Genomic DNA, 13,440 nt, shown 5'->3' on the forward strand with positions numbered 1-13,440 from the left:
TGGTGCCATAAAATGACCACATGCTACGATCCGACGAGCTATACCCTGAACCGCAACGGGTTCGAGAATATCTACGAAGATACTCATATTTATCAGACCTGGTTGGACATAGAGGCCATTCTGGCGAAGGTGCAGATTGAGCTCGGCATCATCCCAAAGGCAGCGGGGGAGGTGATCATCCAGCACTGTGATATCGGGCTGCTCGATCGGGACAATATCATCCAGGGTTATATCAAGACCAAGCATCCGCTGGTGCCTGTCCTCAATGAATTGGGGCGCATAGTGGGTGATGAGGCCGCCAAATATATTCACTACGGCATCACCACCCAGAATATTCAGCAGACGGCCGAGCTGTATCTCTGCAAACGATTCAATCAGGAATTTATTGCCCTCATCGACAAGATGGTGGTCAATATAGGTGAACTGAAACGGCGGAATAAAGATGTCGTCATCGCGGCGAGGACCCATTCCCGGCATGCGCTGCCCATACTGCTGAATACCAAGTTCGCCGTGTGGGAAGACGAGCTGTTGAGGTGCAAGGATATTCTGGTCGGCTCGGCGCCTGGCATCTTCCAGGTCATGATGGGGGGCGCCGTGGGGGGCTTCCATACCCTGCCAGAGGTGGGGCCCAGCATGCAGGCGCGGATCGCCGAGCTGCTGGAGATGGGGGAGATGAAGATCCCGAGCCGCTCTATCCGGGTGCATATGTGCCAGTACGTCAACAACTTGACCCTGATTGCCCAGAGCTGCGCCAAGATCGCCGAGGAGGTCTACATCAGCTCGTCCGAGGAGTACTCGGAGATGAGCGAGGGCTTCTCCGAGGGTCAGATAGGGAGTAGCACCATGCCCCAGAAGATCAACCCGGCCCTCTGCTACGGCATCATCGGCAACGCGCGCATCCTGTTCAACCTGCCCAGCACCATGCTGAACATGGCCGTTCGCCCCTTCGAAGCCGATGGCTGCAGCAACCTGATCATCGACAACTCACTGCGGGAGGCGAATCTGCTGACCCATGAAATCATGTTGAAGACGGAGGCGCTGTTGCAGGATCTCTTTATTGACCGTGCGGCCATGCAGCGCAACCTCGATATTACCCAGGGCATGATCAGCGCCGAGAATGTGATGATGGCGCTGTCGAAAAAAGGATTGGGGAAGGCGAAGGCCCATGAGGCCGTATATGACATCATCATGCGGGCCAAGAAAGAGGCCATCTCTTTCAGCGAAGCTTATATTCGCCAGCCTGAGCTGCATGCATTCCTGTCTGTCGACGAATTTGAAAAGGCGATAGCCCCGCGATCCTATGTCGGACTGGAATATTGCTGATAGCCATTCCCCGCTAATTAAATAACCCATTTTATATTTCCCCTTCTTCCTGACATATCCGGCAGGAGGGGCATCCATATACATTTTTTACGCAGAACAGTTGGAGTAAATAATGAAACTTGCTGTAAAACTGAGTGTGGTCGCACTGACATTGGCCTCCGCGGGCGCACAGGCCCTGACCCTGGATTATCGCCATGAATACAAGGCCGATAGCGAGACCCAGGCCAATCGCCTCAAGCTATCCCATGCCACGGAGGATGGCCTGTTCTTCAGCGTCGAGGGCAAGATGGCGGAGGGCTCAGACGTACAGGCGGACGGCTTCAAGGACGGTAACGGCAACTGGAGCGGCAGCGGCAGCGAGTGGGAAGTGGGCAAGAAGTTTCAGGTCACCGACAAGCTGGCGCTGGCGCCGGCCATCAACCTGGATGTGGGGGATTCCTATATCGGCTATCGCGTCCAGGTGAAGTCGTTCTACACCATCACCGACAACTGGTTCACCACCCTGCGCTGGCGTGGTGGTATCCAGAAGGATGAGAAGCCGACCGCCGCCGACAAGAATTACAACCAGCTCAACTGGGAGCTCGGTTATAAGGGAGAGGGCTTCACCATCACCGGGGACTACGAATACAAGTTCACCAATTACGAGGACTACAAGGGCGATCACAGCAATTGGCTGTATAACGTCGTCGTCGCCGTGCCCATCAACAAGCAGTGGGTGCCCTACACGGAAATTGGCTATGTGCCGCGTTATAACAGCGAGCACGACAACGACGAGATGGAAATGCGTTACCGCCTCGGCATCAAATACAACTTCTAAGCCAGGCTGAAGGTTTGAGTCACCGGCTTTCTGTTGCCGCAGACCTCATAGGGAGGTCGGGCACGGAAAGCCGGTTCATTTATTTCCCCCTCCACTGGTCTCCACCAGACTTCATATCATGACGACATGGGCGGCCGGCATGGGGCTGCTTGCCTCTTCGCGAGCCCCATCGCGCTATCTCCTGTTTACACCAGCAGCAGTTCGCCTTCGGTGGCGAGCACAGTCGCCATGCCGGCGGCCTTGCCCGCCTGGATGCCGATCCGGGTATCTTCGAACACCAGGCAGTTGGCCGGGTTGGCGCCGAGTCGTTCGGCCACTCGCAGGAAGGTGTCGGGATGGGGTTTGTGGTTGGTCACGTCGTCGGCGCTCACCAGCACCGAGATATAGGCATCGAGACCGGTACTTCGCAAGATACGCTCGGCCTGATTGCGCGGTGAGCCGGTGCCTATGCCCATGGGGACCTTGCCGTGGTGCTGCCTGACCAGCTCCCACATCTGGGGGAAGACGCCGGCCTTGTCGATCTGCTCCATGTAGAGCGCTATCTTGCGGCGGGCGAAGGCCTCGATGTCGATGCTCAGCCCGTGCTGCTCGGCCAGTATGGCGACGATCTTGCGGGTGGGAATGCCGCCATATTCATTGAGCTCCTCCCGATCGAACGGCAGGCCGAACTCGGCACTGGTCAGCGCCCAGGCATCCAGATGCAGGGGCATGGAGTCCACCAGGGTGCCATCCATATCGAAAATCAGGGCGTCGTATTGCTCAAAACGGGACTGCTCGGCCATGGGGGCCTCCTCTCGGGCTAAAGGGCTACAGTACCAGATCCGCCGGCGTTATGCCGCAGGGGAAGGCACCGGTCCGGACTGAGGGGCATGAGCCCGGCCTGCGGCCGGGGCCCGATGACGGCGTGGCGGCTCAGGGGCGCTGGCGTTCGGTCTGGGCCTCCAGCTCCTTGCCGAGGAAGTAGTTCAGGAAGGTGCGGATCACCGCGATGATGGCGAGCCGGATCAGCTCCTCCTTGCTCGGCGCCACCGTGGTGGCCAGGATATCGGCGGCGAGCTGAAACTCCAGCGCCAGAATGAGCCAGCTGCCGAAGCAGAGCCGGATGCGGGGAAAACCGGGTTCGTGATCCCGCACCCGCGCCGCCAGCCAGAGGGTCTTGCCAAGGCCAATCACCACGCAGGCGATGGAGATGATCTCCAGCAGCAGCTGGAACAGCTCGACCCCGTGCATCATGGCCTCTTTCAGGCTCGCTATCTCAAACACTCGGGTCACCTCCCTGATTCAAAAGAGACACTTTTAACACGGCATGGGGGTCGGATCCAACTCAGAGCCTCTTGAGCTGCATGGCGACCTGCGCGATGGCATGACGGGCCGCAGGGCTTATGCCCGCCAGCTGGAAGAAACCGTGGATCACCCCGAGCTGTCGCTGACAAGTGGCGGCAACACCGGCTTGCAGCAGTTTGCCATACAGGGCCTCTCCCTCGTCACGCAGGGGGTCGCACTCGGCCGTCAGTATATGGGTCGCGGGCAGGCCGGCGAGCGCCGGGTGATGGAGCGGGCTGGCCTCGGGGTGATCGACCGGCAGCGCGCCCAGGTAGGCGCGATAGCCGCTTTGCAACATGTCGGCAGTGATGAGGTAATCCTCGCCACAGTCGCGATAACTCTGGCTCTCGCCCCTGGCATCCAGCATGGGGTAGATGAGCAGCAGGACGGCGGGGAGGGGGGCGCCCATGGCCTTGAGCCTCAGGGCGGTGACCAGCGCGAGATGGCCGCCGGCGCTGTCACCGGCCAGCGCCAACCGCCGCGGGTCGACTTGCCACTCTTTCAACCGCACCATGATGGCGAGGGTCGCCGCCAGGGCGTCGTCGTGGGCCGCCGGGTAGACATGTTCGGGGGCGAGGCGGGTGTGCACCGCGAAGATCAGGGCATTGGCGCGGTTGCACAGCATCCGCAGCTGGCGGTCATGGGTCTCGAAATCCCCGCTGACGAAGCAGCCGCCATGAAAGTAGATGAGGGCGGGATAGGAAGCCTGCGCCCCCGGTGTCGGTCGATAGAGCCGTACGGCATAGTGGGACTCTTGCCACTCCTCTATCTGGCCGACCTCCTCCTGCGCCCCTCCCAGCACGGCCGAGGCAAGATAGCCCTCGCGGCGGGCCTGCCAACTCAGTGCGCTGGCGTTGGGACGACCGGCGGCGATAAAGCCGGCCACCATCTCGGCGATGGCCGGCTCCAGAGAGACTTCCATGGACACTCCATAATAACTGTATATAAAAACAGTGATTATTCGCCTCTGGGCTCCAATGGCAATAGGGCGGGCGTGAGATGGCTCACAGACTCAGGCTTTGATCAGTTTGAATTCGATCACATAGAGTGGCGGCAGGGCGGGGTAGATATCCCGGATCACGTCTTTAAGTTCGGGGAGCGTCATGTTCTCCTGGCGGGCGTGCTCGTCGCTTAGGGCATCGAAGGCGACGGGGGCCACCGACAGCACCTCTATGGTGCCGAAGGGCTGCAGCTCCGGGTTGGTGAAGAGCGCCAGTCGCTGGCCTGGCTGCCAGTTGGCTTCGCTCTCGTCGCGGATGGTGATGGTCTTGCGGCCCGCCTGGATGTCCTCCACGAAGCGGCTGAAGAAGGTGAACTCTGGATAGGGTTGGGCTTGGGGTGGTACAGGCATGGGGTCTCCGCTGCGGGTGAAAGGTCGAGATAGGCGCGCAGGCCGGCAAGGTCGGCGCGTGGGCCCATTCTAGGAGGGACCGGGCTCACTTGCAGCACTTTTGTCCTGATGGCGTTGGGCGGCAGGCAAGGGAGGGGCTCTCTGCGTCGCTGCCATTTTGCTGGCCTCATCTGAACTCGGATGTGCGATGATGGGGCCCCTCTTTATTGACATGTAACAAAATGGGGAGGGGTAAGCTGTGGTCTGATGGAGAGGGTTGCACCCCGTAGCCTGGGGGCGACGAACGAAAGGAGCGAGTGTGAATTCCGAGTTGATCTGGGTCCTCTGCATGTTGGTGGGCGCCATTTATCTGTTTATTACCAACAAGGTCCGCATGGACGTGGTGGCCTTGTCGATCGTCATACTGTTTGTGCTGAGCGGCATCCTGACCTTGCCGGAGGCGCTGGCGGGCTTCAGCGATCCCAACGTCATCCTGATCGCCGCCCTGTTCGTGGTGGGGGAGGGGCTGGTGCGTACCGGCATCGCCTACCAGGTGGGAGATGCGCTGGTCAAGGTGGCGGGCAGCAGCGAGACCCGGATGCTGGTGCTGCTGATGGTGGCGGTGGCGACCCTGGGGGCCGTGATGAGCAGCACAGGGGTGGTGGCCATCTTCATCCCCGTGGTGCTGAGCGTGGCGAACCGGATGGGGATCCCGGCCGGGCGGCTGATGATGCCGCTCGGCTTTGCCGGCCTCATCAGCGGCATGATGACGCTGGTGGCGACCCCACCGAACATGGTGGTCAACAGCGAGCTGATGCGGCACGGCATCCAGGGGTTCGGCTTCTTCGGTTTCACCCCCATGGGGGTGATCGTCCTGGGGATGGGCGTCCTCTATATGCTGCTGATGCGCAACTCGCTGGTCCGCGAGGGGGAGGAGGGCAGAGGCAAGCCAGCGGGGCGCAGCACCATGCGCGATCTCATCCGCGATTACCGGCTGGCGGGCCGGGCCCGCCGGCTGGCGATCCGCCCGGATTCACCCCTGATCGGCCGAACCCTGGACGAGCTGCAGCTGCGCGCTCGCTACGGTGCCAACGTCATCGGGCTGGAGCGCTGGCGCAAGTTCCGGCGGGTAATGGTCACCGTCTCCGGCGTCACCGAGTTCCAGGCCAAGGATGTGCTGCTGATCGACATGTCCGATCCCGAGGTGGATGTGCGCGAGTTCTGCACCGAGGCCCGACTCGAACCCATGATACTGCGCGGGGAGTACTTCTCCGATCAGGCGCGGGAGGTGGGCATGGCCGAGGTCTCCCTCATTCCGGAGTCCCGCCTGCTTGGCAAGAGCATCCGAGAGGTGGCGTTTCGTTCTCACTATGGCCTGAGCGTGGTGGGGATCCGCCGCCACGGCGAGGCGCTGACCGGCAAGCTGGTGGACGATCCGCTGCAGATGGGGGACTGCCTGCTGGTGGTGGGTAACTGGAGCCTTATTCGCCAGCTGCAGACCCGCAGCCGCGACTTCCTGCTGCTCGGCCTGCCGGCGGAGGTGGACGAGATGGCGCCGGCCCGCAGCCAGGCCATTCACGCCCTGATCTGCCTCGGCGTCATGATCGCGCTGATGGTGACGGATCCCGTGCCCAACGTCATAGCGGCGCTCATCGCCTGCCTGCTGATGGGCAAGTTCCGCTGCATCGACATGGAGAGCGCCTACAAGTCCATCCACTGGCCGACCCTGATCCTGATCGTCGGCATGCTACCCTTCGCCCTGGCGCTGCAGAAGACCGGCGGGGTGGATCTCATCGTCGGTGGCCTGATGGCCGCGGTGGGGGACATGGGCCCTAGGGTGATGCTGGCCAGCCTGTTCGTGCTCTGTGCGGTGATCGGGCTCTTCATCTCCAACACCGCCACCGCGGTGCTGATGGCGCCCATCGCGCTTGGCACGGCCCACCAGATGGGGATCTCGCCCTATCCCTTCGCCATGACCATCGCCATCGCCGCCTCGGCGGCCTTCATGACGCCGGTCTCGTCACCGGTCAACACCCTGGTGCTGGGCCCCGGCAACTACAGGTTCGTGGACTTCGTGCGAATAGGGGTGCCCTTCACCCTGCTGGTGATGGTGGTGAGCGTCATCGCCATTCCCTGGTTCTTCCCGTTCTGAGCGGGGAGAAGAGACAAGCGGCCTGGGGGCAGCTTTTTTGTGGCCAGCCATCCTGGGCTGGCGGGATGATGATCCGGATCAGACAAGATGGTGAGCAGGGAGAGAAGGCGGGCAAGAGAGGAGAAAGGGTAAATCGCGGGCACAAAAAAACCAGCCTGAGCTGGTCTGTTTGGTACTGCTATTAATGGTGCGGAAGGAGAGACTCGAACTCTCACGCCTAGGGCGCCAGAACCTAAATCTGGTGCGTCTACCAATTTCGCCACTTCCGCAATATTAATGGTGGCTATGACGGGATTCGAACCTGTGACCCTCGCATTATGAGTGCGATGCTCTAACCAACTGAGCTACATAGCCGTCTTGTATGCGACAGAGTCGTGTACAAGTAAAAATGGCTGGGGTACTAGGATTCGAACCTAGGGATGGCGAGATCAAAACCCGCTGCCTTACCGCTTGGCGATACCCCAACAGTGCCCTTCAACAACACGAATGCTGGCAAAGAACGTTCAAAAATGGCTGGGGTACTAGGATTCGAACCTAGGGATGGCGAGATCAAAACCCGCTGCCTTACCGCTTGGCGATACCCCAACTGAACAACTTTTAAATGGTGGCTATGACGGGATTCGAACCTGTGACCCTCGCATTATGAGTGCGATGCTCTAACCAACTGAGCTACATAGCCGTCTTGTATGCGACAAGGTCGTGTACAAGTAAAAATGGCTGGGGTACTAGGATTCGAACCTAGGGATGGCGAGATCAAAACCCGCTGCCTTACCGCTTGGCGATACCCCAACAGTGCCCTTCAACAACACGAGTGCCGGCAAAGAACGTTCAAAAATGGCTGTGGTTCTAGGATTTGTACCTAGGCACATTGACGAGATCAAAATCTCTCAATGCTTTCCTCAGCTTGCTACCGACAGATGAACATCGATAACCAAAAATAATGGCTGGGGTACTAGGATTCGAACCTAGGGATGGCGAGATCAAAACCCGCTGCCTTACCGCTTGGCGATACCCCAACTGAACAATATATGGTGGCTATGACGGGATTCGAACCTGTGACCCTCGCATTATGAGTGCGATGCTCTAACCAACTGAGCTACATAGCCAACCTTGCTTCCAGTGAGTCGTTGCCTCGTCACTGTGCGGCCGGAATTATGCGTATCTGGCTCTGGGGCGTCAACCCTTTTTTTGCCAGAAAAACCGAATTTGGGTGCGTTTGGCGAGTTATTGGACGCTGTCGTGCAAAAGCCCAACAATCTGGTTTTTTTTACGACATTTGCCAGCAGATCTGCAACAGATACCCAGTAGAAAGAGGCCAGCAAATGCTGGCCTCTCATGGGGTTAGACGTTGAACAGGAAGTTCATGATATCGCCATCTTTGACGATGTAGTCTTTCCCTTCGGCGCGCATCTTGCCCGCTTCCTTGGCACCTTGCTCACCCTTGTAGGTGATAAAGTCGTCGAAGGCGATGGTCTGTGCGCGAATAAAGCCTTTTTCGAAGTCGGTGTGGATCTTGCCGGCCGCCTGCGGGGCGGTGGCACCGACCGGAATGGTCCAGGCGCGCACTTCCTTCACCCCGGCGGTGAAGTAGGTCTGCAGGTTCAGCAGCTCGTAACCGGAGCGGATCACCCGGTTCAGGCCCGGCTCTTCGATGCCCAGATCGGCCATGAACTCGGCGCGGTCGGCGTCGTCCAGCTCGGCGATGTCCGCCTCGATGGCGCAGCAGACCACGACCACCACGGCGTTCTCGGCGGCGGCGATTTCACGCACCTTGTCGAGGAAGGGGTTGTTGTCGAAGCCGTCTTCCGCCACGTTGGCGATGTACATGGTGGGCTTGAGGGTCAGGAAGTTGAGGTGGGCAACGGCCGCCAGCTCTTCCTTGTCCAGCTTCATGCCACGGATCATCTGACCCTCTTCCAGCACAACCCGAATTTTTTCCAGGGTCTCCACTTCCAGCTTGGCATCCTTGTCGCCGCCCTTGGCGCGCTTGGACTGGCGGTGGATGGCGCGCTCGCAGGCGTCCAGATCCGACAGCGCCAGCTCGGTGTTGATCACCTCGATGTCGTCGGCCGGGGAGACCTTGCCCGCCACGTGGATGATGTTGTCATCCTCGAAGCAGCGCACCACGTGGCCGATGGCCTCGGTCTCGCGGATGTTGGCCAGGAACTGGTTGCCCAGGCCCTCACCCTTGGAGGCGCCTGCCACCAGGCCGGCGATGTCGACGAATTCCATGGTGGTCGGCACCACGCGCTGCGGATTGATGATGGCAGCGAGCTGGTCGAGACGCGGATCCGGCATGGGGACCACACCCGTGTTCGGCTCAATGGTGCAGAACGGGAAGTTGGCGGCTTCGATGCCGGCCTTGGTCAGCGCATTGAACAGGGTGGATTTGCCTACATTGGGCAGGCCCACGATACCGCATTTAAAACCCATGGATTGTTACCTTACGTGATGGATGCTGTGTGAGGGCCGCCGAACCAGCTCACGCTCTTACTGCGAGGCTGTGATCAAGGCTCATGTGCTGCTCGGAATCCTCACGTATACCTATACGCTCCGGTTCCTGTGCTGCGCTTCGCCTTGCTGACAACCTCTCGTTACAGAGAGTGACCAGATTCTTAGGCAGCCCTGTCATATTGTGCGAGCCTGACCCAGGTCAGGCATCTGTATTCAGACTTTCTCGGCCTTGAAGCTGTGCAGCCGGTTCATGGCCTTGGTCATGTCCTGCTTGAACAGGATGTCGGTGGCGCGCAAGGACTCATCCAGTGCGGCCTCGATCAGGCTCTGTTCACTGCTGGGCGCCTTGGTCAGCACGAAGCTGGCGACCAGCTCCTTGGCACCGGGATGGCCGATGCCGAGGCGCAGCCGGAAGAAGTTATTGTTGTTGCCCATCCTGGCGATGATGTCCTTGAGGCCATTGTGGCCACCGTGACCGCCGCCCTGCTTGAACTTGGCGATGCCGGGGGGCAGGTCCAGTTCGTCGTGGGCCACCAGCATCTCTTCCGGCGCTATCTGGTAAAACCGGGCGAGCGCCGCCACGGCCTTGCCGGAGAGGTTCATGTAGGTGTTCGGGATGAGCAGCCGCACATCCTGCCCCTCGACCAGGAAGCGGGCGGTGTGGCCGAAGAACTTGGGCTCTTCACGCAGGCTGACATTGTGCCAGCGGGCCAGTTGCTCCACATACCAGGCGCCCGCATTGTGACGGGTCTTGGCATATTCGGGGCCGGGATTACCCAGCCCGACAATCAGTTTGATTTGACTTGTCACGCTTGATGTCTTCACTCGCTGCTTGCCGTGGACAGATGGCCCAGGGCAATGGGACGCAATATTCTAGCCGCCGACTGGCGATCACTCAACCAAAGCTCGGCAACCGGTGGGAATAACACCGCAATGGGTCGTCAACGGCCGCAAAAAACGGGCCTCGCCCCGGCCCGTTTTTGCCCTGTGTCGTGGCCGGTGCCTGCTTATCTGGCCCGCAGCAGGGTGACGACGGGCTCACTCAGGGCGGTCAGGGTCGGGCGCTGCTCCTTTATGTACTGCACGAAGGAGGCCGCATCTGTGCCGCAGTTGACGGTCTCGGCCTGGCAGTCGAGCGCTTGGCCAGGTGCGTAACGGGCGCTCAGCTGATTGCCCTGTTGCACCACCTGCAGGACCGGGAAGGCGGTCAGCTGGCCCGCCACCCAGGCAAGATCCACCCGCTCGGCCCGCAGCTGCTGGGCACGGGCCAGTGCCTGCCAGCCGTCGTTGCCGTTGGCGCTGTAGGCATTCATCACCACCCGGTAGCGCCGCTCATCGACCAGATCCTGCCATTGCCCCTCGGCCGTCTGCCATTGCAGCCGGGTCAGGGAGCCGCTCTTGCCCGACACTGTCTCGGTGAAGCGGTAGCGCAGGTGGCCGCCATAGGGGAACTTGCCGGCGTGGGCGCCGGCGGGCAGGGTGGCGGTGATGGTCTCGGTCAGCAGGGCCCGCACCTCGGCGCCGCTCAGGGTCAGCACGGCGAGCTGATTCTTGAACGGCAGCAGGCTGAGGGCCGGCTCCCCTTCGCGCAGCTCACCGGCGGGCAGATCGGCGCGCACGCCTCCCACCGCCAGCAGGGCGAAGTCGACCGGGCCGCCGGTCAGGGCCTGCACCGCCGGGCGGTTGGCCCAATAGTATTGACCCTCGGCCACCAGGGGGGCGACGGCGGAGCCGTGACTGTCGCTGCCATTGTCACCGGGGCGACGGGCATTTTGCAGCGGCGCCGGCAGGGTGGCGATGACGGGGCCGAACGCCTGCTCGAGCGCCGGTTTGAAGTGGCTGTCGATGATGCCGCGCAGGCGCGGATCTTCATCCACCGTCACCAGGTTGGGCTGGGCGTCGATGAACTTGCCGGCCTGCTGGCTGCGGGTCTTGTCCAGCGGCTGCTGGCGGGCCGGATCGGCGAAGAAGTCGCGACTGGCCAGCAGCCGGTTTTGGCCGTTGCAGGCGATGACGCGGCCTTGCGCGTCGAAGCTGAGGCGGGCGAGGCCGATGGCCTGGGCGTAGGCGCCGGCCTGCACCACGCAGGTCAGGCCGACGCCGTCCGGGTTGGTGACCAGCGCCGCGTATTCCCCGGTCTTGCCCCAGCCGATGTTGCCAAAGTCGCCGAGCAGGCTGTGGGAGTGGCCGCCGACGATGGCGTCCAGCCCGTTCACCTCGGCCGCCAGCGCCAGATCGCGCTGGTTGCCGATGTGAGTCAGGGCGATGATGTGGTTGATCCCTCTCTGCTGCAGCAGGTCGACCGTGGCCTGGGCCGCGTCGACCTCCTTGCGAAAGCGCAGCTTGCCGACGTTGGGGGAGATGTTGGCCATGTCTTCCAGCACCAGCCCCATGACGGCGACCAGCGGTTTGTCTGCGGGCAGGTGGCTGAGATCGGTGAGCGGGATCTTCTGGTTGCCATCGAAGGCATAGACCACGAACGGCTTGAGGTTGCGGGCCTGGCTCAGATCCGGATCCGCACTGGCATCCAGGTTGGCGGCCAGCACCGGGAAGTTCACCCCCTCGATGAAGCGGGCCAGCTTCTGGCTGTCGAGATCGAACTCGTGATTGCCGAGCGCCATGGCATCGAAGCCGAACTGGCTCAGCAGCTCGGCGTTGGCCATCCCCTCGTTGAGCTTGAAGTAACCGCTGCCCTGCCAGGCGTCGCCCCCGTGCAGCAGCAACAGCGGCTGATTCTTGGTGAGCGCCTCCGCCTGGTAGGCCTTCGCCATGGTCAGCAACCGGGGGTAGCCGCCGAAGCGGCTGTAGAGGGTATCCGTACTCTCCTTGCCAAAGATGGCTCCCTTCAGCTCGGCATTGACCGGGTCGAATTGGGAGTGGGTGTCGTTCATGTGCGCCAGGGTCAGCGTGAAGGGGGCGCTCTCTTTGCCGGGCAGGCAGGCGGCGAGCAGAGTGCAGAGGGGGAGGAGTAGCAGGAGACGCGAGCACTTCATGGGAAATCCTTAACCTGTCGGGGCAGGGCAATACCGTACTGGGCTAGAAAAACAAAAACCGCCAGTCGGCGGTTTTTGTTACAACAGGGTCTATCAATGCTCGAACATGGCAGAGATGGACTCTTCGTTGCTGATCCGGCGGATGGCTTCGGCCAGCACGGTGGACAGGGTCAGCTGCTTGACCTTGCCGATCGCCTTCATCTCCGCGGTGAGCGGGATGGAGTCGGTGATGATCAGCTCGTCGATGACCGAGTTCTTGATGTTTTCCACGGCGGTGCCGGAGAAGACAGGGTGAGTCGCATAGGCGAACACACGCTTGGCGCCACGCTCTTTCAGCGCTTCGGCCGCCTTGCACAGGGTGCCGCCGGTATCGATCATGTCGTCGACGATGACGCAGTCACGGCCAGCCACGTCGCCGATCAGGTGCATGACCTGGGAGACGTTCGGGCGGGGACGACGCTTGTCGATGATGGCGATGTCGGTGTCGTCCAGCAGCTTGGCGATGGCACGGGCACGCACCACGCCGCCGATGTCCGGCGATACAACCACGGGGGATTCGAGGTTCTTGGACAGCATGTCTTCCAGCAGCACAGGGCTGCCGAACACGTTATCCACCGGGACGTCGAAGAAGCCCTGGATCTGCTCGGCATGCAGGTCAACGGTCAGCACACGGTCCACACCCACGCTGGAGAGGAAGTCGGCGACGACCTTGGCGGTGATGGGCACACGGGCGGAGCGGACGCGGCGGTCCTGACGGGCATAACCAAAGTAGGGGATAACGGCAGTAATACGGCCAGCTGAAGCACGACGCAGTGCATCCACCATGACGATCAATTCCATCAAATTGTCGTTGGTCGGGGCACAGGTGGATTGAATGATGAAGATATCGCCACCACGTACATTCTCATTGATCTGTACGCTGATCTCGCCGTCGCTAAAGCGACCTACGGCAGCATTGCCGAGTTTGATAAACAGGCGATCTGCGATCTTCTGGGCTAGTTCCGGCGTTGCGTTACCAGCAAACAGCTTCATGTCAGGCACGGTTTGA

General features: G+C 61.0%; 11 protein-coding genes and 8 tRNA genes. 3 read left to right on the forward strand and 16 right to left on the reverse strand.

Annotation, left to right across the window (positions count from 1 at the left end; all coding sequences use genetic code 11):
• The first annotated feature begins 12 nt into the window (after positions 1–12).
• On the forward strand, positions 13–1,323 hold the full coding sequence (locus tag EL255_RS05675) for a lyase family protein (RefSeq protein WP_042652680.1): 1,311 nt from the start codon (positions 13–15) through the stop codon (positions 1,321–1,323).
• 112 nt (positions 1,324–1,435) lie between these two features.
• The gene (locus EL255_RS05680) at positions 1,436–2,140 is read left to right on the forward strand and encodes an oligogalacturonate-specific porin KdgM family protein (protein WP_081966170.1); all 705 of its coding nucleotides are present in this window, start codon (positions 1,436–1,438) and stop codon (positions 2,138–2,140) included.
• A 185-nt stretch (positions 2,141–2,325) separates the two neighbouring features.
• On the opposite strand, the gene EL255_RS05685 is transcribed toward EL255_RS05680, so the two are convergent.
• The 4 genes from EL255_RS05685 to yqfB all read right to left on the reverse strand — a co-directional run bounded on the left by EL255_RS05685 (position 2,326) and on the right by yqfB (position 4,814).
• Positions 2,326–2,922, reverse strand: a complete 597-nt coding sequence (locus EL255_RS05685; RefSeq protein WP_042652679.1) for an HAD family hydrolase — start codon at positions 2,920–2,922, stop codon at positions 2,326–2,328.
• A 130-nt stretch (positions 2,923–3,052) separates the two neighbouring features.
• The gene (locus EL255_RS05690) at positions 3,053–3,403 is read right to left on the reverse strand and encodes a DUF1622 domain-containing protein (protein WP_042652678.1); all 351 of its coding nucleotides are present in this window, start codon (positions 3,401–3,403) and stop codon (positions 3,053–3,055) included.
• 61 nt (positions 3,404–3,464) lie between these two features.
• Positions 3,465–4,385, reverse strand: coding sequence for an alpha/beta hydrolase (locus EL255_RS05695; RefSeq protein ID WP_042652677.1), 921 nt, complete (start codon positions 4,383–4,385; stop codon positions 3,465–3,467).
• Between the two features lie 90 nt (positions 4,386–4,475).
• Positions 4,476–4,814, reverse strand: coding sequence for a N(4)-acetylcytidine aminohydrolase (gene yqfB, locus EL255_RS05700; RefSeq protein ID WP_042652676.1), 339 nt, complete (start codon positions 4,812–4,814; stop codon positions 4,476–4,478).
• Positions 4,815–5,112: 298 nt separating this feature from the next.
• Here yqfB and EL255_RS05705 point away from each other — a divergent pair, with 298 nt between their 5' ends.
• Positions 5,113–6,945 (forward strand): SLC13 family permease, encoded by a 1,833-nt coding sequence (locus tag EL255_RS05705; RefSeq protein WP_042652675.1) that lies wholly within the window; start codon positions 5,113–5,115, stop codon positions 6,943–6,945.
• Between the two features lie 185 nt (positions 6,946–7,130).
• Here the strand turns inward: EL255_RS05705 and EL255_RS05710 are convergent.
• The 12 genes from EL255_RS05710 to EL255_RS05765 form a co-directional block, all read right to left on the reverse strand.
• A tRNA-Leu gene (locus EL255_RS05710) sits at positions 7,131–7,214 on the reverse strand.
• An 8-nt stretch (positions 7,215–7,222) separates the two neighbouring features.
• A tRNA-Met gene (locus tag EL255_RS05715) sits at positions 7,223–7,299 on the reverse strand.
• 35 nt (positions 7,300–7,334) lie between these two features.
• Positions 7,335–7,409: transfer RNA gene (locus EL255_RS05720), tRNA-Gln, on the reverse strand.
• Between the two features lie 46 nt (positions 7,410–7,455).
• Positions 7,456–7,530: transfer RNA gene (locus EL255_RS05725), tRNA-Gln, on the reverse strand.
• Positions 7,531–7,547: 17 nt separating this feature from the next.
• Positions 7,548–7,624 (reverse strand) — tRNA-Met (locus EL255_RS05730).
• A 35-nt stretch (positions 7,625–7,659) separates the two neighbouring features.
• Positions 7,660–7,734 (reverse strand) — tRNA-Gln (locus tag EL255_RS05735).
• Between the two features lie 152 nt (positions 7,735–7,886).
• Positions 7,887–7,961 (reverse strand) — tRNA-Gln (locus EL255_RS05740).
• A 13-nt stretch (positions 7,962–7,974) separates the two neighbouring features.
• Positions 7,975–8,051 (reverse strand) — tRNA-Met (locus EL255_RS05745).
• A gap of 235 nt (positions 8,052–8,286) precedes the next feature.
• Positions 8,287–9,378 (reverse strand): redox-regulated ATPase YchF, encoded by a 1,092-nt coding sequence (gene ychF / locus EL255_RS05750; RefSeq protein ID WP_042652674.1) that lies wholly within the window; start codon positions 9,376–9,378, stop codon positions 8,287–8,289.
• A 234-nt stretch (positions 9,379–9,612) separates the two neighbouring features.
• Positions 9,613–10,209, reverse strand: a complete 597-nt coding sequence (gene pth, locus EL255_RS05755) for an aminoacyl-tRNA hydrolase (RefSeq protein WP_042652673.1) — start codon at positions 10,207–10,209, stop codon at positions 9,613–9,615.
• A 197-nt stretch (positions 10,210–10,406) separates the two neighbouring features.
• Positions 10,407–12,392 carry a bifunctional metallophosphatase/5'-nucleotidase gene (locus EL255_RS05760; RefSeq protein ID WP_042652672.1) on the reverse strand — a complete coding sequence of 662 codons (1,986 nt, stop codon included), beginning with the start codon at positions 12,390–12,392 and terminating at the stop codon, positions 10,407–10,409.
• A gap of 93 nt (positions 12,393–12,485) precedes the next feature.
• Positions 12,486–13,433, reverse strand: a complete 948-nt coding sequence (locus tag EL255_RS05765) for a ribose-phosphate pyrophosphokinase (protein WP_042652671.1) — start codon at positions 13,431–13,433, stop codon at positions 12,486–12,488.
• Between the last annotated feature and the right edge of the window lie 7 nt (positions 13,434–13,440).

This window comes from Aeromonas encheleia (genome assembly GCF_900637545.1).
Lineage (GTDB): Bacteria > Pseudomonadota > Gammaproteobacteria > Enterobacterales > Aeromonadaceae > Aeromonas > Aeromonas encheleia.